Origin of the sequence: Bradyrhizobium sp. (assembly GCF_049519115.1) — a bacterium.
GTDB lineage: Bacteria > Pseudomonadota > Alphaproteobacteria > Rhizobiales > Xanthobacteraceae > Bradyrhizobium.
This window is the reverse complement of sequence record NZ_JBEKRB010000005.1, coordinates 112,454-132,117: the sequence shown is the minus strand read 5'-3', so window position 1 is coordinate 132,117 and position 19,664 is coordinate 112,454. Positions and strand designations below refer to the sequence as shown.

The following is a 19,664-nucleotide window of genomic DNA, read 5'->3' as shown; positions in this document are numbered from 1 at the left end:
GCCTCCCTTCTCAGCAGCAAGTTTGCGAATGTTAGAATCCAAGGACCACTAGCAAATACAAAAATTCTAGCGGAGTTTGGGATTTGACATTCGCTTTCGGAGTTTGCGGCTGGGCGGGGAGCGAATGTCAAATCCACTCCACTAGCTGCGCCGATCGCGACCTCGGCATTCAGGCGCGTCAGATTATTGCGCGATGTTGCCGGGCGGTACCGACGCCGATCGTCCGACGTTGGCTGGAGGCCGTGGCGCATTAGGGCCAGGCGCCGGTCGCGGTGGCGAGGGCTGGATTTGTCGAGGCGGTGGTGGGGGCGGGGGAGCGCCGAACCCGAACAGGTTCCGGAACGCGGGCGGAGCGGCTGGGGCTGCCTGAGACGGCGGTGGGTTGGGCTGTCCGGGTACGGGTCGCTTCGGCTTTTGCGATGCCGCAGGTGCAGCAGCGGCCGGCGTTCCGTCCGGAGAAACCGAAGCTACTGGCGTGTCGCCTCTCGCCTGTTCGCGTCCGACTTCCCGGCGCGGCCAGGCGAAATCGTCCGCGCGCCCGGCAGGTGCCGTCAGCGGTTCGCCTTTCACCAGGGTGCGTGCGACGAGTGCATCGACCGCGGCGGGGCGCGATCCCGGACCGCCGAGCAACTGGTCGGTGCCGACGGAGGACGCTACCAGCGGCACGATCGGTCCGGCCAGCGGCCGCGGCGCCGGCTGACCGGGCTGCGCGCTAACGTCGGGCGTGGCGGGTTCGCTCGGCAGCGCGATCGGTCCGGAGCGGGAAGCCAACAGGCGCGTGATTTCACGCTCGGCATAGTGCGCAAGCTTGCGCGCGCCGGCCTTGGTAAAATAGACGCCGTCATAGGAACGCAGACGCCGGATCTGGCCCTCGAAGTCCGGCCCCTGTTGCAGGAAGCGTCCGGCTTCATCGACGAAGCCGTCCCAGACGTCGACATAGGTGATGCCGGCCTTGGCGGAGGCTTCGCGGTAAAGCGAATCCAGAAACAGCATGTCGGCGGTAGCCTTGGCCCCGCGAACGGCGGGCAAGCCAACCCAGATGATCGGCACGCCCTTCGATTTCAGGACGGTGACCATCTCGTCGATTTTCTTGTTGTAGAGTTCGACCCAGCGATCGTCGTGGAATTCGACCACGCCGTTCGCTGCGCGGCCTCTTTCCGGCGCTATCACCTGGGGAACGTCGCCGTTGTCAGCGGCATCGTCGGGCGGCAGCTCAGCGTCGAGCATCTTCTCTTTGGGTTTGTCTTGAGCTTTGCCGGCGTCCGTGGCGTCGTCGCCCGGCTTGCCATCGGTTTTGCCGCGGGCGTCCTTCTTGTCGCTCTTTTTGTCGCCCGTTTTGTCAGAAGTCTTGTCGCCGGTTTTGGCGTCGGATTTTTCCGGCTCGCGCAGCGAGACGCGATCGTTCAGGCCGAGCATGACGACGATCACGTCGGGCTTCTCGGCGGGAAGGATGGTTTTCGCCGCAGCCGCCCAGTCGGCCGGGTCGCCCTTGGGCTGATACCGGATCAGGCCGGAGACGGTTTTGTGCCGCCGGATCACGCCCATATCCGGTTGCTCGGTGTAGGCATCCTCGAGGCCGTAAGCGAGCCAGTCGGCCATCGCATCGCCCAGCACCAGCACATTGCGCTCGGCGACGGTGTCGTGTTTTTGCGGCGGCGGCGCCTTGGAATAATTCTCGATCACGCGGGGCGCCTGCTGCTGGAAGGGAGCGAACAGGTCGCCACCGAACCAGCCGCCGGGTCCGCGCTGCGGCCCCGGTTGGGGTTGTGGCCGGGGTGGGCCGCCAAAATTGAAGAACTGTGCGGAAGCCGGAGCGGCGATCCCAATCAGCAACGCGACCGCAAAGGCGACCAGCGGTCCGGTCTCCGTGAACAGGCGCAAAAAGGATCGTGTCTTTGGCATGCGGCTCGGTCGCAATGGGTCGCTCAGGCAACAATAGTAACAAAATCGGGCTGCAAACGGGCGGATAAAAGCCCGTTCCAGGCGAACACAATAGGTTACCGTTAAAGTCTATAAGCCCGTCGTAGAGCACGATCTGGACCGACTTGGAACCGGCTTTTCCGCCGCAATCCGGGATAAGGGCCAAACAGGGTTATTTACCGGTGGGAATCACTCTAATGGCAATCACTGTCCCCGCAGCCGGTCGAGCATTTCAGAAGAGGCAAATCCGTCGGCGGGCGCCCCGATTGAGGCCTGGAAGCTGCGCAGCGCCTCCCGGGTTTCACCGCCGAGCTGGCCGTCCGGGGTGCTGCGATAAAACCCTCGCTGCGCCAGCAGTTGCTGCAGTTCCAGCCGCTCGGCGCGCGACAATTCGCGCTCCTGCCGCGGCCAGGCCTGCACGAACGGCACCCCGCCGCGCAAGCGGTCGGCGAAATGGCCGATCGCGAGCGCATAGGCTTCGGCCGGGTTGTATTTCATGATCACGCGAAAATTCTGCAGCATCAGAAAGCCGGGTCCTTCGGCGCCCGCGGGCGCCAGCAGATAGGCCTTGTCGCTCGTCGCTGGAAATGGCTGGCCGTTGGCGCGCTTGAGGCCGAGATGCTCCCACTGCGCAAAGGTCATGACCTTGGAGCGGTCCCCCATCATGTAGTTGAAGTCCTTTGGCACCACGACCTCGTAGCCCCAGCTCTGGCCGCTCTGCCAGCCTTCCTTTTTCAGATTGTTGGCGGTCGAGGCAATCAGATCGGCCGGATCGTCGACGACGTTGCGGCGGCCGTCACCGTTGGCATCGACCGCATAGCGCTTGAACGCGGTCGGCATGAACTGGGTGGGCCCGAAAGCGCCCGCCCATGAGCCGCGCATCTGTTCAGGGCTGAGGTCGCCGTGATGAAGGATTTCGAGTGCCGAGAGAAACTCGTCGCGGAAATATTTCTGGCGGCGGCCGATGCAGGCGAGCGTTGCGGTCGATTGCAGGACGCTGCGATCGCCCATTTGCGTCGAATAATTCGATTCGATGCCCCAGATCGCCGTGATGGTGTAGCGGTCGACGCCGTAGGCCTTCTCGGTCGCGTCGAATTGCGTCTTGTACTTGGCAAGCACCTCGCGGCCTTTGGCGAGGCGGTTATCGTTCACCAAAATGTCGAGATAATCCCAGATCGATTTGGTGAACTCCGGCTGCGAGTCTAGCAGGTCCATGATGCGCAGATCGGGGGTGAGGCCCGCCGTGAAGCGCTGAAAGCTCTCCTGGGAAATGTTGCGGCGTGCGGCATCCGGCCACATCGAGGCGACACAACTGTCGAAATTTGCGGCTGCTTCGCGGATGGCGCCGGCCGTCATCAAGGGATGGCCGGAGGCGCCGTCCTCACCACTCCAGCCTGTCGAGCCCGGCTGGGCCGAAGGTGCGGAGCCGGTCTGATCCGCTTTCTTGCTGCTGAAGAGGTTGCCGAGAAAGTCGAGTGGGCCACTGGCCGACTGGGCCGGCGCCGGTGCCGACCAAAGAAACGCCGCGGCGAGCACCACCGCGCCGCTCCATCTGTTTGGTCCCTTCGTTCGCCGCGTCATGTCTCACGTCCACCCGTTTAGACCTTCAGGAAGCCTAGTGTGGCGGTTCAGAAGTCCCCATCATCATCGCCGCTAGTTCGTCATGCGGACTTCTGAACCAAAGCCACACTAGATCAATACTTTGCTAGTGTCCTTTCGATTCCGGAGTTCGAAAACTGGCCCCGCAAAACCATGCGAACTTCGGAGTCAGGACACTAGCCGCGGTTGCCAACAGCTTAACAAAGGCAGGTTTTTACCGTTAGGGATCTGCCGAAAAAGAGCCGCTCCAGTTGGAACTGCAGGCCCAATTGGCCTTTGTTCCCGACGGCAAACCAGCTACCAAATATCGTTTTCAATCGATCTTCCGCAAGGCAGTGTCACCCCATGAAAATCCGCAAAGCCGTCTTCCCGGTCGCCGGCCTCGGCACCCGGGTGTTGCCCGCCACCAAGGCGATGCCGAAGGAGATGCTGACCATCGTCGACAAGCCGCTGATCCAGTACGTGGTCGACGAAGCCAAGGAAGCCGGCATCGAGCATTTCGTCTTTGTCACCGGCCGCAACAAGCACGTAATCGAGGATCATTTCGACCGGATGTATGAACTGGACGCCACGCTCGAAGCGCGGGGCAAGAAGGCGGAGATGGACATCCTGGCGCGGGACCAGCCGGCAGCCGGTGCCATCAGTTTCACGCGCCAGCAGGCGCCGCTCGGGCTTGGCCACGCCGTGTGGTGCGCGCGAGACATCATCGGCGACGAGCCTTTCGCCGTGGTGCTGCCCGACGAACTTGTGCTTCATACGCCCGGCTGTTTGGCGCAGATGATTGAGGCGGCCAGCAAGCTGGGTGAAAAGTCGAATTTGATTGCGGTGGAAGCGGTGCCCGACCACCTCACCCACCAATACGGCATTTGCGGCGTCGGCAAGCGCCAAGGCAAGGTCTTCGAGGTCGATGGCATGGTCGAAAAACCGGCGAAGGGAACGGCGCCGTCGAACCTCTCGATCACCGGGCGCTACATCCTTCAGCCGGAAATATTCAAAATCCTGGAAACCCAGGAACGCGGCGCCGGCGGCGAGATTCAGCTCACCGATGCGATGATTGGTCTGGCGAAAACCCAAAAGTTCTACGGCGTCGAATTTGCCGGCGAACGGCACGACTGCGGCTCAAAGCCCGGTTTTCTGCGCGCCAACATCGCCTTCGGCATGGCGCGGCCGGAATTGCGCGAGGGTCTGCGCGCGGAGATGAAGAAATATTCCGGGAAGTGATCGTCTGCTATGCAACCAGCGACAGCTTCGGGCCCGCGGCAAGCACGGTGCGATTGCGGCCGCTAGCTTTTGCGGCATAGAGCGCTTCGTCGGCCGCTCTGATCATGGCCGTCCATTCCATATTGGCTTTCGGCACCAGGCTTGCCACGCCGATGCTGACGGTGGTGGTTGCCGTTTCACCGCACCATTGCTCGACCTTCAGGCGGATTGTCTCGGCCACGACGAACGCCTCGGTCGGCGACAGGTCGGGCAGCAGCACGGCGAATTCCTCGCCGCCATAGCGGGCGGCGCAGTCACCGGCGCGCTTCACCGAATCCGAAATGCAAATCGCGATGCCGACCAACACTTCGTCGCCGGCCTGATGCCCGAAGGTATCGTTGAAGGTCTTGAAGTGATCGGCGTCGATCATCAGAAGTCCGAGTGGCCGCTTCAACCGCGCCGCGCGCCGCCACTCGACCTCGATTGCGGCATCGAATTTGCGGCGGTTGCGCAAGCCGGTGAGGGCGTCGGTGGTGGCAAGCTCCTCGAGCTTTTCTTCGGCTGCGGCACGGCGGCTGATTTCGCGCGCCAGAAACAAGGTAGCGCCGAGCACGAATACGGCGAGCGCTGCCATGATCGCGCCGATCCGCGTCGCTTCGATACGCCACAGCTTGTAGATATCCGCCCAGGGCTTGCCGACCAGGACGACCAGCGGCCGCGTGCCGTCGCGCCAGACATAGAGACGCGGTGAGTGGTTCGCGGACGGAACTCCTGAATAAGAGCCGCTCGGTTCGGAAAGCGCTCGCCTCACGCCTGGAAGATCGCCGAGGTTCTTGCCGATCATATCGAGGTCGAAGGGCGTGCGCATGATCACGGTACCATCGCGCCGAAACACCGTGATGACGTCGTTGGGGTCAAGGCGTAGCCGGCCGAACAGGTCGTGAAAATAGGAGAAGCGGATCGAGCCGGCGACCACGCCGAGGAAGCGGCCGTCTTCGCTCGTCACGCGGCGGCTGAGCACGATGGCGTAGGCGCCGTGATGCAGCATCGGTCGGCTGATGAACAGGCCTACATCTGGCCGGTCGCGGTGAGCCGTGAAATATTCCTCGCGGCTGCGGTCTTCCGGCTGTGGATCGAGCGTCGAAGCATCGACGATCAGTTTTCCCGTGGAATCGAATACCTGGATCGCGCCAAAATGCCGGGCGGTCGCGGCATGGTCGAACAGGATCAGTTGCCGCAGCGGCTTGGCGACCTGGTCGATCTCCGGCGCCACCATATTGTTTGCGACCGAACGCAGCGAAAGGTCGAACAGTTCGACGTTGCGGCCGATGTCGGAATCGATGCCGGAGGCAAGATTTTCGAGCGTCTGACGCGCCAGCTCTTCTTCGCTGCGGCGCATGTCGAGCATCACGCTGACGCAAATCGCCGAGAAGCCGATCACCGTGGCAACAGAGGAGACGATCAGCAGTTTTGCTGATAGCCGCCAGGGCCGGCTGGCCTTGTCCTTGCGCCGTCCAAATCCCATCACTTTGCTCCCGGAAGCACGGGAATGCGCCGCGAATGGTTGCGGTTGGCTTAAATGGGCAGGTCAAGAGCTGTAATACGTTAATGTTTCGTTGTCGCCAGATCATGAACGGCGACCCGCGCGTGGCGCTTTGAAGGACGCCTTGAAGCGATTAAAACGGCGTCTGACGTTGCCGAATCTGTCCGGCCAACCTGTCTGTCCCTTGAGGCTATTGTGACCCATTACGACGCGCTGCGTGATTATCTGAAACAGCAAAAGCTGATGGAGTTCGTGCTGAGCTTCGACCAGATCGAGGAGATCATCGACGCCGCGTTGCCGCGTGCGTCGCAGCGCGCCTCCTGGTGGGAGACGTTGCGCAGCCCGCAGGAAAAGATGCCGCAGCGCGAAGCCTGCCTCGAGGCCGGTTACATTGCGACGAGGCTGCCGGACGGGAAGGGCGTACGGTTCAAGCGGATGAAGTGAGAAGGCGGGACTTCAGGCGGCGTGCCCGTCAGCTTTGGCTGCTTACGCCGGTTCCGCCAGGTCGTCGCCTGCGAGCAGTTTCGCATAGGCGGCGACCACTAGCCTGTGCGCTGGACAGAACCGAGCACGCGGTCGACCATCTCGGGTGCGAGGCCTAAATAATTTCCAGGCGAGGTGAGGCGGTCGATCGTGGCGCGATCGATGCGCGCCGACACCTGCGGATCCGCCGACAATGCGTCTGCCAGCGTCATGCCTTTTTCGTTCGCCATGCGACAGGCGTCGTAGACGATGTCATGCGCCTGCTGCCGGCCGACCTGCGGGGCAAGGCCCATCATGACCGCTTCGGCGACGATCAGCCCGCGGCTGATGTCGAGGTTTTGCGCCATTTTCCTGTCGTCGACGATCAAGCCCGATAATGCAAATTTTGCTTGATTGAGCGCGCCTGCGGTGAGGACGAAGCTCTCGGGGATCGCCATCCATTCGGCGTGCCACGGTCCCGTGGCGCGTTCGAAATCCTGCACCATCGCGTCGAGCATGAGGCCGACGTGCTGGCGCACACCCTTGGATGCCGCGAGCATGAGTTCGGACGAAATGGGGTTTCGCTTCTGGGGCATCGTGGAGGAGGCGCCGCGGCCCTTGACGAAGGGTTCGTAGACCTCCGCGAATTCGGTCGATGCCATGATCATGATGTCGAGCGCGATCTTGCCGAGCGAACCGGTTACGAGGCCGAAAAAATTGACGACTTCGGCCAGTCCGTCGCGCGCAACGTGCCATGTCGAGACCGGTACGCCGAGGCCCAGCTCCTCGCAGAGAGCTCGTTGCACGTCCAGGCCTTTGGAACCGAGCGACGCCAGGGTGCCCGCCGCACCGGCAAACTCGCCGACGAGCACGCGCGGCTTCAGTTGCTCAAGACGCTCGGCGTGCCGATCGAACATCGCAAGCCAGATGGCGGTCTTGTAGCCGAATGTCACGGGCAGGGCCTGCTGCAGGTGGGTGCGGCCGGCCATCGGTGTATCGCGATAATGCCGGGATAAATCCGCCAGAATGCCTCGCAGCGCGTTGATGTCGTCTTCGATGACCTTCAGCCCGTCGCGCACCTGGAGGATGACGGCGGTGTCCATGATGTCCTGCGTGGTGGCACCCCAGTGAACGTAGCGCCCAGCGTCGCCGCATTGCTTCGCCAGCTGATGGACCAGCGGCAGGATCGGATAGCCCACAATGCCGGTCTCTTGGCGCAACAGATCGAAGTCGAGCGCGGATATGTCGGTGCGCTTTGCGATTTCCTCGGCCGCTTCGGCCGGAATAACGCCGCACCGCGCCTCGGCGTGCGCCAGCGCGATCTCGACCTCGGCATAACGGCCGATCAGCGCGTAGTCCGAGAACACTTCGCGCATTGCCGGGGTGCCGAAGGCATCGCGGAAAAGGATCGAGTCGAAAACGGTGGTGGCGGACGGGATGGCCGCATGGCCCATGAGAAGTCTCCTCCGGATGGTCCGAAATCATTATGTCTGGACATAATATCCTTGCTGACGAAAAAGCTCGCGGGGAAAATGGGCACAGACCCGGGTCTGCCGGCCCTGCGAATCCTGCGACGCTATCTCGATCAGGCGGGCGAAGCTTTCGAGATTTCCGTCACCGTGCATCCGGCCGACCGGTTTACGTTCTCAATGCGCCTGCAGCGAAATCAGGAAGCGTGAAGTCCACATTCGGCGGATCATTCAACGAATGTGCAGAGGCGGCTTGCCGCTAGCTCGCGGCCTCGAGGCGGACCTCGGTCAGCAGCCGCATCGCGGCGTCCGCGTCCATCGGTTCGCCGAAGGCGAAGCCCTGGGCATATTCGCAGCCCAATTGATAAAGCTCAACCGCGTCGGAATCCGTCTCGGCGCCTTCGGCCACCACATCCATGCCGAGGTCGTGGGCGAGCGCAATGATCGACTTGAGGATCACCGGGCGGGTGCCGCGGCTGGTGGTACGCACGAAGGACTGGTCGATCTTGATGGTGTCGAACGGAAAGCGCTGTAAATAAGCCAGCGACGAGTGGCCGGTGCCGAAATCGTCGAGCGAAAGGCCAGTGCCGAGTTCGCGGATGCGCGTCAGCATCTGGGCCGCGTGCTCCGGATTCTCCATCACCAGCGATTCCGTCAATTCGAGCTTCAGCGTGCCGCGCGCCACCGAAGAGCGCGACAGCACGGTGCGGATGTCGTGAATGAGATCGTGCCGCAGCAATTGGCGCGAGGAGACGTTCACGCTGGCAAAGATCGGCTCGCGCGAGCGCATCGCGCGCTGCCAGATCGCCAGTTGCCTGGCCGTGCGGTCGAGCACGAAGGTGCCGAGATCGACGATCAGGCCGATCTCCTCGGCGATGGAAATGAATTCGACCGGCGACATCCGCCCAAGTTTCGGATGATCCCAGCGCGCCAACGCCTCGAAGCCCGCGATCGAACGATCTTCCAGCCGCACGATCGGCTGATAGAGGATCGTGATCTCCTCGCGCTCGATCGCGCGGCGTAACTCGCTCTCCAGCGTCAGGCGGTCGGTCTTTCGCGCCCGCATCGCCGGCTTGTAGACGTCGATGCGATCGCCGCCGATCCGCTTGGAGTGATACATCGCAAGCTCGGCGTCCTTGATGATCTCGTCGGAGAGTTGCGTCTGCGGGTCGGAGAGCGCAAGCCCGATGGACGCGGTCAGGAAAATCTCGCGGTCGTTGAAGGCGATCGGCGCGCGAATGGTCTTGCGAATGGTTTCGGCGAACGCCGTGATGCGCGCGGGATCCTGTTCCGACATCAGGATCAGGCCGAACTGGTCGCCCGCCAGCCGCGCCAGCGTGTCCTGCGGCTTGAGAATGCGGGTGAGGCGGCGCGCCAGTGTCAGCAGGATGGAATCGCCGACCGCAATGCCGACGGAGTCGTTGACCTGCTTGAAGCGGTCGAGGTCGATCACCATCAGTGTCGGCCGCAGGTTCGGCATCGCCTTGGCGAAATTGGCGACCGCGCCCAGGCGGTCGATGAACAGCTTGCGGTTCGGCAGACCTGTGAGGTTGTCGTGCACCGAGTCGTGCAGCATGCGCTCCTCGGCGTTCTTGCTCTCGGTGACGTCGGTCAATGTGCCGATCACGCGGGAGACCTCGCCGTCGGAGCCGACGACGGGGCGGGCTTTCAGCGCAAACCACATGAAGTGCCCGTCCGGCGTGCGCAGGCGGAAGTCCTGCACCAGGCGGCCGCGGCGCTGGTCGAGCACGCTGTCGAGCGCGGCACGGAAACGATCCTGATCGAGCGGGTGCAGCACTTCCAGCCATTTGGCCGCCGGGCCTTCCAGCGTCCCGCGCTTGAGACCGAGCAGCGATTCCGTCTCGGGGCTGGTGAAGACCTTGTCGGAGGAGACATCCCAATCCCAGATCAGGTCGCCGGACCCGGCAAGCGCCAGCGCCCGGCGCTCGACGTCGGAAACGATACCGGTAGAGGCGCCGCCGCCGGCAAACGCGTGCTGCATCACGGTGAAGCCGATCAGCATCACGATCAGCACCAGGCCGCCGAGCAATGCGGGACCGACGATGTCGTTGGTGACGCTGCCCGAAATCGTCATTCCGGCGGCGATCACCCAGACCACGAGCAGGAACCAGGTCGGGATCAGCAGCACCGCGCGGTCGAATCCATGCGTGGAGAGATAGACGATCAGCGCAAAGCCGGCGATCGCAATCAACACCAGCGACATTCGCGCAATGCCGGAAGCAACGGCCGGATCGAACAGGGCGAGCGCGACCAGCGAGCCCAGAAACGCCAGCCAGCCGACGGTGATGTGAGAGTAACGCACATGCCAGCGCGAAAGATTGAGATAGGCGAACAAAAACACCAGAAGCGTGGCGGCGAGGATCGCTTCGCCGCCGGCGCGCCACACTCGCTCGGCGTTGTTCGACATGTCGAGCACCTTGCCCCAGAAGCCGAAGTCGACGCCGATATAGACCAGCACCGCCCAGGCGAGGGCGGCTGCCGCCGGAAACATGATGCTGCCCTTGACCACGAACAGGATGGTCAGAACCAGCGCCAGCAACCCGGAGATGCCGATCACGATGCCCTGGTAGAGCGTGAATGAATTGACCTTGTCCTTGTAGGCGTCAGGCTCCCACAGATAGAGCTGCGGCAATTTATCGGTACGCAGCTCCAGGACGTAGGTGACGACCGAACCCGGATCGAGCGTGATGCGGAAAATATCCGCCGTCGCGCTCTCCTGACGCTCCGGCCGGTCGCCGGTCGAGGGCGTGATGGTCGCGATGCGCGACAGCCCAAGATCGGGCCACAACAATCCGGACGAAACGATGCGATAGTGAGGGGCGACAATCAGGCGGTCGAGCTGGTCGTCGGTGTTGTTGGCGAGCGCGAACACCACCCAGTTCTGGCCGCCCTCGCGGGCGCGGACTTCAATGCGGCGGACAATGCCGTCGGTGCCGGGCGCGGTCGACACCTGGATGCGGTCGCTATCGCTGTGCTGATGCTCGAGCACCGCGGTCAGGTCGATCGCAGACACGTCGCTGCGGACGCTGACTGCGTCGATAGCCCACGCCGGCGTGGCCGCAGCAATCATGAGGCCCAGCGCAAATGCCGCCAGGCACCTGATCAGACGCAATGTCGGTTCTCCGCAATCAGCAGTATTCGCGGGCGTCGACCACAGCCCCGCATGTTCGGATAGATGACATGAATGCGAAGTAAATCAAAGGGTTTCCGGTCTCCGATCGGCCGCGATCGTTAAAGCGCCAACACAATTTTGCCAATATGTTCGCTGGTCTCCATGCGCCGGTGCGCGTCGGCTGCCTTTTCCAGCGGGAAAGTACTGTCCATCAGGGGTTTGATACGCCCCTCTCGCAACAGCGGCATCACCTTGGCCTCGATCGCGGCGACCATCGCCGCTTTGTCCGCATTACTACGGGGCCTTAGTGTCGAACCGGTGTGGTGCAGGCGCTTAACCATGAGCCTTGCGATATTGGCTGATATCTTGGCGCCGCCAAGCGTTGCGATCTGCACGATGCGCCCGTCTGTAGCGGCGGCCTCGTAGTTGCGTTCGACATAGTCGCCGCCCACCATATCGAGAATGACGTTGGGGCCTTTGCCCTCCGTCATCGGCTTGACCGCGGCAACGAAGTCGTCGGTCTTGTAATTGATGGCATGATCGGCGCCGAGCTTGAGACAGGCATCGGCCTTGTCCTTCGATCCGACGGTGACAATCACCTTGGCGCCGAAAGCCTTGGCAAGCTGGATGGCCATGGTGCCGATGCCTGACGAGCCGCCATGGATCAGGATGGTCTCGCCGGCTTTCAACTGGCCGCGCTCGAACACATTGTGCCAGACGGTCATCAATGTCTCCGGCGTAGCGCCGGCTTCAAGGATCGACAGCGAAGCGGGCACCGCCATCGCCTGCGCGTCTTGCGCGATGCAATATTGGGCATAGCCGCCGCCGGCGACCAGCGACATCACCTTGTCGCCAAGTTTGTGTTTGTGCGCTCCCTCGCCAAGCGCGACCACTTCGCCTGCGATTTCAAGGCCAGGCAGATCGCTCGCTCCAGGCGGCGGCGGATAAACACCGGCACGCTGAGCCACGTCGGGCCGGTTGACGCCGGCGGCCATCACCTTGATCAGGATTTCATTTGCCCCCGGCACCGGAACGGCCCGCGTCTCCGGCAGGAGTACCTCCGGGCCGCCGGGCTTGCTGATGCCGATGACGGTCATCTGCGAAGGGATTTTTTCCATGATTTGTCCTCGGCCAAACGCTAGAATTTTACATCTGATGAGCCAGTGTGGCGGTTCAGAAGTCCGCATCATCATCGCCGCTAGTTCGTCATGCGGACTTCTGAACCAAAGCCACACTAGATCAATAGGTTTGCTAGTGTCCTTTCAATTCCGAAGTTCGAAACGTGGCTCCGCAAAATGCTACGAACTTCGGAATCGGGACACTAGTCCCCATTGATTAGCTAGTCGAAATGTCTTTGTCGATCACGGAGCAGCGCGCATGGCCATCGAGGACGACGACAAGCCGAGACGGAAAGTCAGCCACGAGATCGGGCAGGATCTCTCGCTGCTCTCGCTCGAAGAACTCAACGAGCGCATTTCGCTGCTGACGTCCGAGATCGAACGCTTGCAGGCGGCGGCGACCAAGAAGCGGGCCTCGAAGGAGGCGGCGAACAATTTCTTCAAGTCGTGAACTCGCTTTGTCGTCCCTGCGAACGCAGGGACCCATACGCCGCGGCCTTCTCACTCATGGTGCGGTGGCGAACGACTTGTTTGAAAAGCGGCGACCGGCGGTTACTCGGCCAATGACCGACATGGCAAACAAAGCCTAAAAAAATCCGCTCATTTACGGTTGATTAAGCTTTCTCAGGTATGACTATGACTGTCCTCTTTGGACACCGAGTGGCTCCTGTCACTCTGTTTGACGCCTCCCTGTTATCAACTTTAAAGCCGCCGGAAACGGCGGCTCTTTTTTTGCCGTTTTTCGCCGTACCTTCAGCACAAGTCTGAAGCTCTTTCGGTGTTCGCGCGAGCTTTGCAGAGGGCGTTGGAAACCATAAATCAGCTTGCGGCTGGACTCTCGCCTCCGCACGCGCAATGATTTGTTCATCATATTCCGGCCCGTCCAGTGCCCCCTATTTGAAGTTCCTGCGCCGCTAGCGGCGAATTCCGTCCAGGAAATTCAAATAGAAAGCGGCGCTGGAATCATAGGTTTGCTAGTGCCCTCGACTTTTCGAAGTTCGTAAAGGGGGTGCGGCGATTGAGTACGAACTTCGAAAGGCCGGCACCAGCCGGTGATGAACAGTGGCGTGAGGCGTTAATATGTCGGACCGGTCGCAAGGCGAAACCCCGCTTGTCCAATTCAGCGAGCGGCTAACCAACTCGGCGGCGTTCGGCACTCTGTTTCGGGAAGGCATGGACCTTGTCGAGGAGACCGCCGCCTATCTTGACGGCGCCGGACGTACCGAAGCCAAGGCGCTCGAACGTTCCGTCAGCCTGACTTACGCCACCGAAAGCATGCGGCTCACCACCCGGCTGATGCAGTTGGCCTCCTGGTTATTGCTGCACCGCGCGGTCAAGGAAGGCGAAATGACCTTGACCCAGGCCAATCGTGAAAAAACCAAGGTCAAGCTGTCGGCCGCCGATCCAGGTCCGGACGAGATGATCGAAAAGCTGCCCCAACAGTTGCAGGATTTGATTGCCCGTTCGATGGCACTGCAAGGCAAGGTGCGCCGTCTCGATGCCACGATCCACTCAGCTCCCGCTGAGCGCGCTCCGATCGGCAATCCTCTGGTGCCGCAGCTCAATCGCCTGAAGGCCGCGTTCGAACAATAGCGGCGCACCGGTCGCGCCTATCGCGAAACAAAAACGCCCCCGCGAGAGCAGGGGCGTTTTGTATTTGAGCGGGCTGCGAGGCCGCGAAGCCTCAATCTTTCTTGAGAAAGCCCGAGAACTTCTTCTGGAACCGCGAAACGCGGCCGCCGCGGTCCATGAGCTGCTGGGCGCCGCCGGTCCAGGCCGGGTGCGACTTGGGGTCGATATCAAGGTTCAGCTTGTCGCCTTCCTTGCCCCAGGTGGAACGGGTCTGGTACTCGGTGCCGTCGGTCATTACGACGGTAATGGTATGATAATTCGGGTGAATTTCCGCTTTCATAGCAGGTCCTTCGGCGCGCCGGCGCCCGTGTTTCGATTGTTGCGGTGTCGGATTTGGGCGGGTCTATAACGCAAGCCGCCCGCTAAAACAAGCTTGTGGCGCCGATTTGCGCCCTGCCATCGGCCGGCCGCGGGGGCGCCGATTTGCCAGCGGATTTGCCAGCGATGGTGATGGCGCCTATCTGGGGATGGCAAAAACCAGTGGTTCGAAATTCATGAGCGCAGTTGAACGGCTTGAAGACCGGCTTGATCCAGCGACGCCATCCGGCGATGGGTTGGCCGGACCGTCCGCCGAAGGCGAGGGGGCCTCGCCGCTCGATACGGCGGTCAATTCCTCGCCTGCGGCGCGCACCGCAAAATTGCGCCCACTGCTCGCGCTCGCGCCCTATATGGCGCGCTACCGTGGCCGCGTCACGCTGGCCTTCATTTCGCTGACGGTTGCCGCGATCACCACCCTGGTCGTGCCGATCGCGGTGCGGCGCATGATCGATTTCGGTTTCACGCCGGAAGGCATCGCCCGCATCAACAGCTATTTCAGCGTCATGATTGCGGTCGTCGCCGTCTTGGCGCTCGCCAGCGCCTCGCGCTTCTATCTGGTCATGACCATCGGCGAGCGTATTGTCGCCGATCTCCGCCGCGACGTGTTCGCGCATTTGATGTCGCTATCGCCGGCGTTCTTTGATTCTTCGCATAGCGGCGAACTGATCTCGCGCCTGACCGCCGATACCACCCAGATCAAATCCGCCGTCGGCGCCTCGGTTTCGATCGCGCTGCGCAACTTGATGCTGTTCATCGGCGCCACTGCGATGATGGTGATCACGAGTCCCCGTCTTTCCGGTCTGGTGCTGCTCGCCATTCCCCTGATCGTGTTGCCACTGATGGCGTTTGGGCGCTGGGTACGGCGGCTGTCGCGCAACGCCCAGGATACGCTCGCCGACGCCAGCGCCTATGCTTCCGAACTGGTGGGTGCGATCCGCACCGTGCAGGCCTATACCGGCGAGCGGATTGCGAATGCGCGCTTCAGTGGTGAAGTCGAACAGGCCTACGATGCCGCCCGCAGCTCGAGCCGGGCCCGCGCCGTGCTCACCGCCATCGTGATCTTCATCGTCTTCTCCAGCGTCGTGGTCATCCTCTGGATCGGCTCGAACGATGTCGAAGCCGGCCTGATCAGCCCGGGCCGGCTTGGCCAGTTCGTGCTTTACACGGCATTTGCCGCCACCGGCCTTGGTCAGCTCAGCGAGGTCTGGGGCGAAGTTTCCGCGGCCTCTGGTGCCGCTGAACGGCTGTTTGAAATCCTGCGCGTGAAGTCGGAGATCGCAGCACCGGTGTCGCCGCTTGCGTTGCCGGAGCCGGCGCGCGGTGATATCAGTTTTGACAGCGTCCGTTTCGCCTATCCGACGCGCCCCAAGGCGCTGGCCGTCGACGGCGTTTCATTTTCGGTGCGTGCCGGCGAAAAAGTCGCCATCGTCGGTCCCTCGGGTGCGGGCAAGAGCACGCTGTTTCATCTGCTGTTGCGGTTCTACGATCCGGCCTCCGGCGCGATTTCGGTCGATGGCGTGCCTATACCCTCCGCCGATCCAACTGAAGTGCGCCAGCGCATTGCGCTGGTGCCGCAGGATCCGGTGGTGTTTGCGGCGAGCGCCCGCGACAACATCCGCTTCGGCCGGCCCGAGGCCAGCGACGCCGACGTCGAACGCGCGGCCGATCTGGCGCACGCATCCGAGTTTCTCCGCCGGCTGCCCGGTGGCCTCGATACGCCACTCGGCGAGCGCGGTGTCACGCTCTCGGGAGGGCAGCGTCAGCGCATCGCGATCGCGCGCGCGATCCTGCGGGACGCGCCGCTATTGTTGCTCGATGAAGCGACCTCCGCGCTCGATGCCGAATCCGAGACGCTGGTGCAGACGGCGCTTGAAGAACTGATGAAGCACCGCACGACGCTGGTAATCGCCCATCGCCTGGCGACCGTTTTGTCGTGCGACCGCATTCTGGTGATGGATCAGGGCAAGATCGTCGAGCAAGGCACCCATGCTTCGCTGGTCGCTCAGGGCGGACTCTATGCGCGGCTGGCGCGGTTGCAGTTCGAAGGGGTGTGAGAATTTCGCATCGTCATTGCAAGGAGCGAAGCGACGAAGCAATCCAGATTGTCTCAGCGAAAAGGTCCTGGATTGCTTCGCTTCGCTCGCAATGACAGTGAATTAGGGCCGCCATTGCATCTTTAATACCGGCCGGCGTGAAGTCGGATTGACGTCTTTCCCGGCATGAACAAAACCGTTGCGCTCATAGAAGCGGATCGCGCGGGGATTGTCTTCGTTGACCAATAACGTAATGGAATCGGGCGATAGCCGCTTGGCTTCATCGACCAGCGCGTCCGCAAGCTTTGAACCCCAAAACTTAGGCGTGACCACCAACTGGTCGAGATAGGCGCGGGCGTCGATGGTCACGAATCCGACCAGCTGGCCTGTTTGTTCCGCGACGATGATCGCCGCGTTCGGCACCAACTCGCCGCGCCAGCGTTCGCGCCACCACGGCACGCGCGCGGCAAAATCGATGTTCGGATAGGCCTGCTGCCAGGTCTCGCACCACAGCGCGATGGTCGCGTCTTCGTCGCCGTCGCGATAGGGGCGGAGGGTGAAGGACGGATTCATCGTGTCCCGGCTCGCGCTCGCAGGTGCTCGCTTGGCCGGGACACGAGTGTTACCGCTCCGTCAGCTTCAGTTCGATGCGGCGGTTACGCTTGTAGGCGTCTTCGGTGGTGCCGGTGTCCAGCGGCTGGAATTCGGCAAAGCCCGCAGCCACCAGCCGCTGCGCCGGAACACCGAGCGAAATCAGATATTGTACCACCGAGATCGCCCGCGCCGACGACAGTTCCCAGTTCGACTTGAACAGCGGACTGTTGGTGATCGGACGAACGTCGGTGTGGCCGTCGACCCGCAACACCCAGGCGATTTCTGCCGGGATTTGCTTGTCGAGTTCGGTCAGTGCCGCGCCGACCTTGTCGAGTTCGGCACGGCCTTCAGGCAACAACAGCGCCTGCCCGGTGTCGAAGAACACCTCGGACTGGAACACGAACCGGTCGCCGACGATCCGCACATCCGGCCGGTTGCCGAGAATGGCGCGCAGCCGTCCGAAAAATTCCGAACGGTAGCGCGACAATTCCTGGACCCGTTGCGCCAGCGCGACGTTCAGCCGTTGTCCGAGATCGGCAATCCGTCCCTGCGATTCGCGGTCGCGTTTTTCGGAAGTCTGCAAGGCCTCTTCGAGCGCGGCGAGTTGGCGGCGCAAGGCGCTGATCTGCTGGTTCAAGACCTCGATCTGCGCGAGTGCGCGCGCCGAGACCTGCCTCTCGGAATCGAGCGCCTTGTTGAGTTCACCAGTGCGGCTGGCGGCATCGCTGCCGGCGCCGGCAAGTCCTTCGTAGAGCCCCTTGACGCGGTCGCGCTCGTTTTCGGCCGAGACAAGTCCGGCACGCACCTGCGATAGCTGGTCTTCCGCACTGATCTTGCCGAGCTTTTCCAGCGACAGAAGGTCGTTCAACTCGGCGATCTTGGCATTGAGCTGCTCCAGCGCCTTGTCCTTGCCGGTGACTTCCTGCGACAGGAAGAACTGCACCACCAGAAAGACCGACAGCAGGAACACGATCGACAGCACGAGCGTCGACAGCGCGTCGACAAAGCCCGGCCAGTAGTTGAAGGCGCTTTCGCTGCGTCGTGCTCGGGCAAGGGCCATCCGTTTTCTCCGATCTCGTGTCCCGGACGCGGCTGCAGCGTGCAACGCTGCTCCGCAGAGCCGGGACAAGGTTATCTTACTCCGGCCGGCGGCACACGGCTTCGATATTGTGGCCGTCGGGATCGAACACGAATGCGCCGTAGTAGTTTGGATCATAGTGCGGACGAATCCCGGGCGGTCCGTTGTCCCTGCCGCCGGCAGCGATCGCCGCCTCGTAGAACCGATCGACCGTGGCGCGGTCATCGGCCGCAAATGCGATATGTGAGCCGGTCTGAGCGATATTGCGAATTCCGATCCAGAAGAAGGCCTTCGGGTCGACCCCATAGCCCGCGAAGCGAGTGCCGTCGCCATATAGCCGCGCGACCTCCAAGGGCCGTAGCGCCAAATCGTAGAACCGCTGCGACCGCTCGATATCCTCGACGCCGATGGTGACGTGATCCAGCATAGTCTGGTTCGCCCTAGCTCTTCTCCGGCTGGCGCGCCAACCGCTCCAGCAGCTTTTTGATCTCGCGGTTCTGCTCGCCCTGGCCGTCGGCCCATTCGCGGATCATCTGCTGTTCGGTGCGCATATGTGTGACGAGGCCCTGGATGGCTTCGGCGAGGTTGGCCATCGCCGTCGTCGTGCCGCGGTTGCTGCCGCCTTCTTCGAGCGCCACGCGCAGCCGGTCGACGGCGGCCTGAAGGTCGCCGCTGGGGCCGGCCTCACCGGAATAATTGCCCACCGTGGAGGCGAGCCAGTCCTCAAGGTCGGTATAGAAGCGGTTTTGCGCCTGGCTCGATTGTAGGTCGAGAAAACCCAGGATCAGGGAGCCGGCGAGGCCGAACAGCGAGGACGAAAACGAAATGCCCATGCCGCCGAGCGGCGCGGCGAGGCCTTCCTTCAGGGTATCGAACAGGGCCCCGGCATCGCCGCCGACCTTCAGGCCGTCGATCACATGGCCGACCGAGCCCACAGTCTCGATCAAGCCCCAGAACGTGCCGAGCAGGCCCAGAAACACCAGGAGGCCGGTCATGTAGCGGGAAATGTCGCGGGCCTCGTCGAGGCGGGTGGCAATCGAGTCAAGCAGATGCCGCATGGTCTGCTGCGAAATGGTGATGCGTCCGGAGCGCTCGCCGCCGAGAATGGCCGCCATCGGGGCCAGCAGCGTCGGATGCCGCGCCATCGCCAGGCCCGGATCGGCGATGCGGAAATTATTGACCCAGGCCACTTCCGGATAAAGTCGGATCACCTGGCGGAACGACAACACGATGCCGATCAAGAGCACGAGGCCGATCAGCGCATTCAGGCCGGGATTGGCAAAGAAAGCGGCGATGATCTGCTTGTAGAGCACGATCATGATCAGCGAACATAAGACGAGAAACACCAGCATCCGCACCAGGAAGATTCGCGGGGGAGCAAGCTTCGTGAATTCAAGTTCCATGGCGGAGCGGGGAGAAGGGGGCATTGCCGGGCTCATTCGTTGCGGCTTTTTTCGAGGCCCCAATATGGCACAGAGAGCCCGAGATAAAAGGCTGCTTGGGGCAGGCGGGAAAGATCGGATGGGAACTTCCGCGTGAAACCCGGCGGTATCTCGTCCGTAATT

17 protein-coding genes are annotated in these 19,664 nt (G+C 62.3%); 6 read left to right on the top strand and 11 right to left on the bottom strand.

The genetic code is table 11. From position 1 onward, the window contains the following. Nucleotides 1-183: 183 nt before the first annotated feature. Entirely contained in the window at nucleotides 184-1,902 is a 1,719-nt protein-coding gene (locus ABSE61_RS06625) for an SGNH/GDSL hydrolase family protein (RefSeq protein ID WP_423870285.1), read from the bottom strand. Between the two features lie 222 nt (nucleotides 1,903-2,124). Next, nucleotides 2,125-3,501 (bottom strand): lytic murein transglycosylase, encoded by a 1,377-nt coding sequence (locus ABSE61_RS06620; protein ID WP_423870284.1) that lies wholly within the window; start codon nucleotides 3,499-3,501, stop codon nucleotides 2,125-2,127. A gap of 363 nt (nucleotides 3,502-3,864) precedes the next feature. Here ABSE61_RS06620 and galU point away from each other — a divergent pair, with 363 nt between their 5' ends. Further along, the gene (galU, locus tag ABSE61_RS06615) at nucleotides 3,865-4,740 is read left to right on the top strand and encodes a UTP--glucose-1-phosphate uridylyltransferase GalU (protein WP_423870283.1); all 876 of its coding nucleotides are present in this window, start codon (nucleotides 3,865-3,867) and stop codon (nucleotides 4,738-4,740) included. A gap of 7 nt (nucleotides 4,741-4,747) precedes the next feature. On the opposite strand, the gene ABSE61_RS06610 is transcribed toward galU, so the two are convergent. Continuing rightward, nucleotides 4,748-6,244 (bottom strand): sensor domain-containing diguanylate cyclase, encoded by a 1,497-nt coding sequence (locus tag ABSE61_RS06610; RefSeq protein ID WP_423870282.1) that lies wholly within the window; start codon nucleotides 6,242-6,244, stop codon nucleotides 4,748-4,750. Nucleotides 6,245-6,457: 213 nt separating this feature from the next. Between ABSE61_RS06610 and ABSE61_RS06605 the strand changes: the two genes are divergently transcribed. Continuing rightward, nucleotides 6,458-6,706 (top strand): DUF7662 domain-containing protein, encoded by a 249-nt coding sequence (locus ABSE61_RS06605; protein WP_423870281.1) that lies wholly within the window; start codon nucleotides 6,458-6,460, stop codon nucleotides 6,704-6,706. Nucleotides 6,707-6,804: 98 nt separating this feature from the next. Here ABSE61_RS06605 and ABSE61_RS06600 read toward each other — a convergent pair whose 3' ends face one another. After that, nucleotides 6,805-8,178 (bottom strand): class-II fumarase/aspartase family protein, encoded by a 1,374-nt coding sequence (locus tag ABSE61_RS06600; protein WP_423870280.1) that lies wholly within the window; start codon nucleotides 8,176-8,178, stop codon nucleotides 6,805-6,807. Between ABSE61_RS06600 and ABSE61_RS06595 the strand changes: the two genes are divergently transcribed. Next, nucleotides 8,170-8,403, top strand: a complete 234-nt coding sequence (locus ABSE61_RS06595) for a UTRA domain-containing protein (protein ID WP_423870279.1) — start codon at nucleotides 8,170-8,172, stop codon at nucleotides 8,401-8,403. The genes ABSE61_RS06600 and ABSE61_RS06595 overlap by 9 nt on opposite strands. A 49-nt stretch (nucleotides 8,404-8,452) precedes the next feature. Here the strand turns inward: ABSE61_RS06595 and ABSE61_RS06590 are convergent, their stop codons facing one another. Together ABSE61_RS06590 and ABSE61_RS06585 are read right to left on the bottom strand one after the other, a co-directional pair. Further along, complete coding sequence (locus tag ABSE61_RS06590; protein ID WP_423870278.1) at nucleotides 8,453-11,326, bottom strand: EAL domain-containing protein; 2,874 nt, start codon at nucleotides 11,324-11,326, stop codon at nucleotides 8,453-8,455. A gap of 119 nt (nucleotides 11,327-11,445) precedes the next feature. Beyond that, nucleotides 11,446-12,444, bottom strand: a complete 999-nt coding sequence (locus ABSE61_RS06585) for an NAD(P)H-quinone oxidoreductase (RefSeq protein WP_423870277.1) — start codon at nucleotides 12,442-12,444, stop codon at nucleotides 11,446-11,448. 259 nt (nucleotides 12,445-12,703) lie between these two features. On the opposite strand from ABSE61_RS06585, the gene ABSE61_RS06580 reads away from it, so the two are divergent. Further along, a complete protein-coding gene (locus ABSE61_RS06580) occupies nucleotides 12,704-12,895 on the top strand; it encodes a DUF1192 domain-containing protein (RefSeq protein ID WP_423870276.1) in 192 nt (63 codons plus the stop codon). Nucleotides 12,896-13,524: 629 nt separating this feature from the next. Further along, nucleotides 13,525-14,037 (top strand): protease adaptor protein RcdA, encoded by a 513-nt coding sequence (gene rcdA, locus ABSE61_RS06575; RefSeq protein ID WP_423870275.1) that lies wholly within the window; start codon nucleotides 13,525-13,527, stop codon nucleotides 14,035-14,037. Nucleotides 14,038-14,128: 91 nt separating this feature from the next. Here rcdA and rpmE read toward each other — a convergent pair whose 3' ends face one another. Continuing rightward, entirely contained in the window at nucleotides 14,129-14,356 is a 228-nt protein-coding gene (gene rpmE, locus ABSE61_RS06570) for a 50S ribosomal protein L31 (protein ID WP_325018311.1), read from the bottom strand. Nucleotides 14,357-14,570: 214 nt separating this feature from the next. Here rpmE and ABSE61_RS06565 point away from each other — a divergent pair, with 214 nt between their 5' ends. After that, on the top strand, nucleotides 14,571-16,448 hold the full coding sequence (locus tag ABSE61_RS06565) for an ABC transporter ATP-binding protein/permease (RefSeq protein ID WP_423870274.1): 1,878 nt from the start codon (nucleotides 14,571-14,573) through the stop codon (nucleotides 16,446-16,448). A 102-nt stretch (nucleotides 16,449-16,550) separates the two neighbouring features. On the opposite strand, the gene ABSE61_RS06560 is transcribed toward ABSE61_RS06565, so the two are convergent. The 4 genes from ABSE61_RS06560 to ABSE61_RS06545 all read right to left on the bottom strand — a co-directional run bounded on the left by ABSE61_RS06560 (nucleotide 16,551) and on the right by ABSE61_RS06545 (nucleotide 19,526). Next, complete coding sequence (locus ABSE61_RS06560) at nucleotides 16,551-17,000, bottom strand: GNAT family N-acetyltransferase (RefSeq protein WP_423870273.1); 450 nt, start codon at nucleotides 16,998-17,000, stop codon at nucleotides 16,551-16,553. A 49-nt stretch (nucleotides 17,001-17,049) separates the two neighbouring features. Continuing rightward, entirely contained in the window at nucleotides 17,050-18,081 is a 1,032-nt protein-coding gene (locus ABSE61_RS06555) for a peptidoglycan -binding protein (protein WP_423870272.1), read from the bottom strand. A gap of 76 nt (nucleotides 18,082-18,157) precedes the next feature. Beyond that, on the bottom strand, nucleotides 18,158-18,526 hold the full coding sequence (locus ABSE61_RS06550) for a VOC family protein (RefSeq protein ID WP_423870271.1): 369 nt from the start codon (nucleotides 18,524-18,526) through the stop codon (nucleotides 18,158-18,160). 13 nt (nucleotides 18,527-18,539) lie between these two features. Then, nucleotides 18,540-19,526 carry a flagellar motor protein MotA gene (locus ABSE61_RS06545; RefSeq protein ID WP_423870270.1) on the bottom strand — a complete coding sequence of 329 codons (987 nt, stop codon included), beginning with the start codon at nucleotides 19,524-19,526 and terminating at the stop codon, nucleotides 18,540-18,542. Between the last annotated feature and the right edge of the window lie 138 nt (nucleotides 19,527-19,664).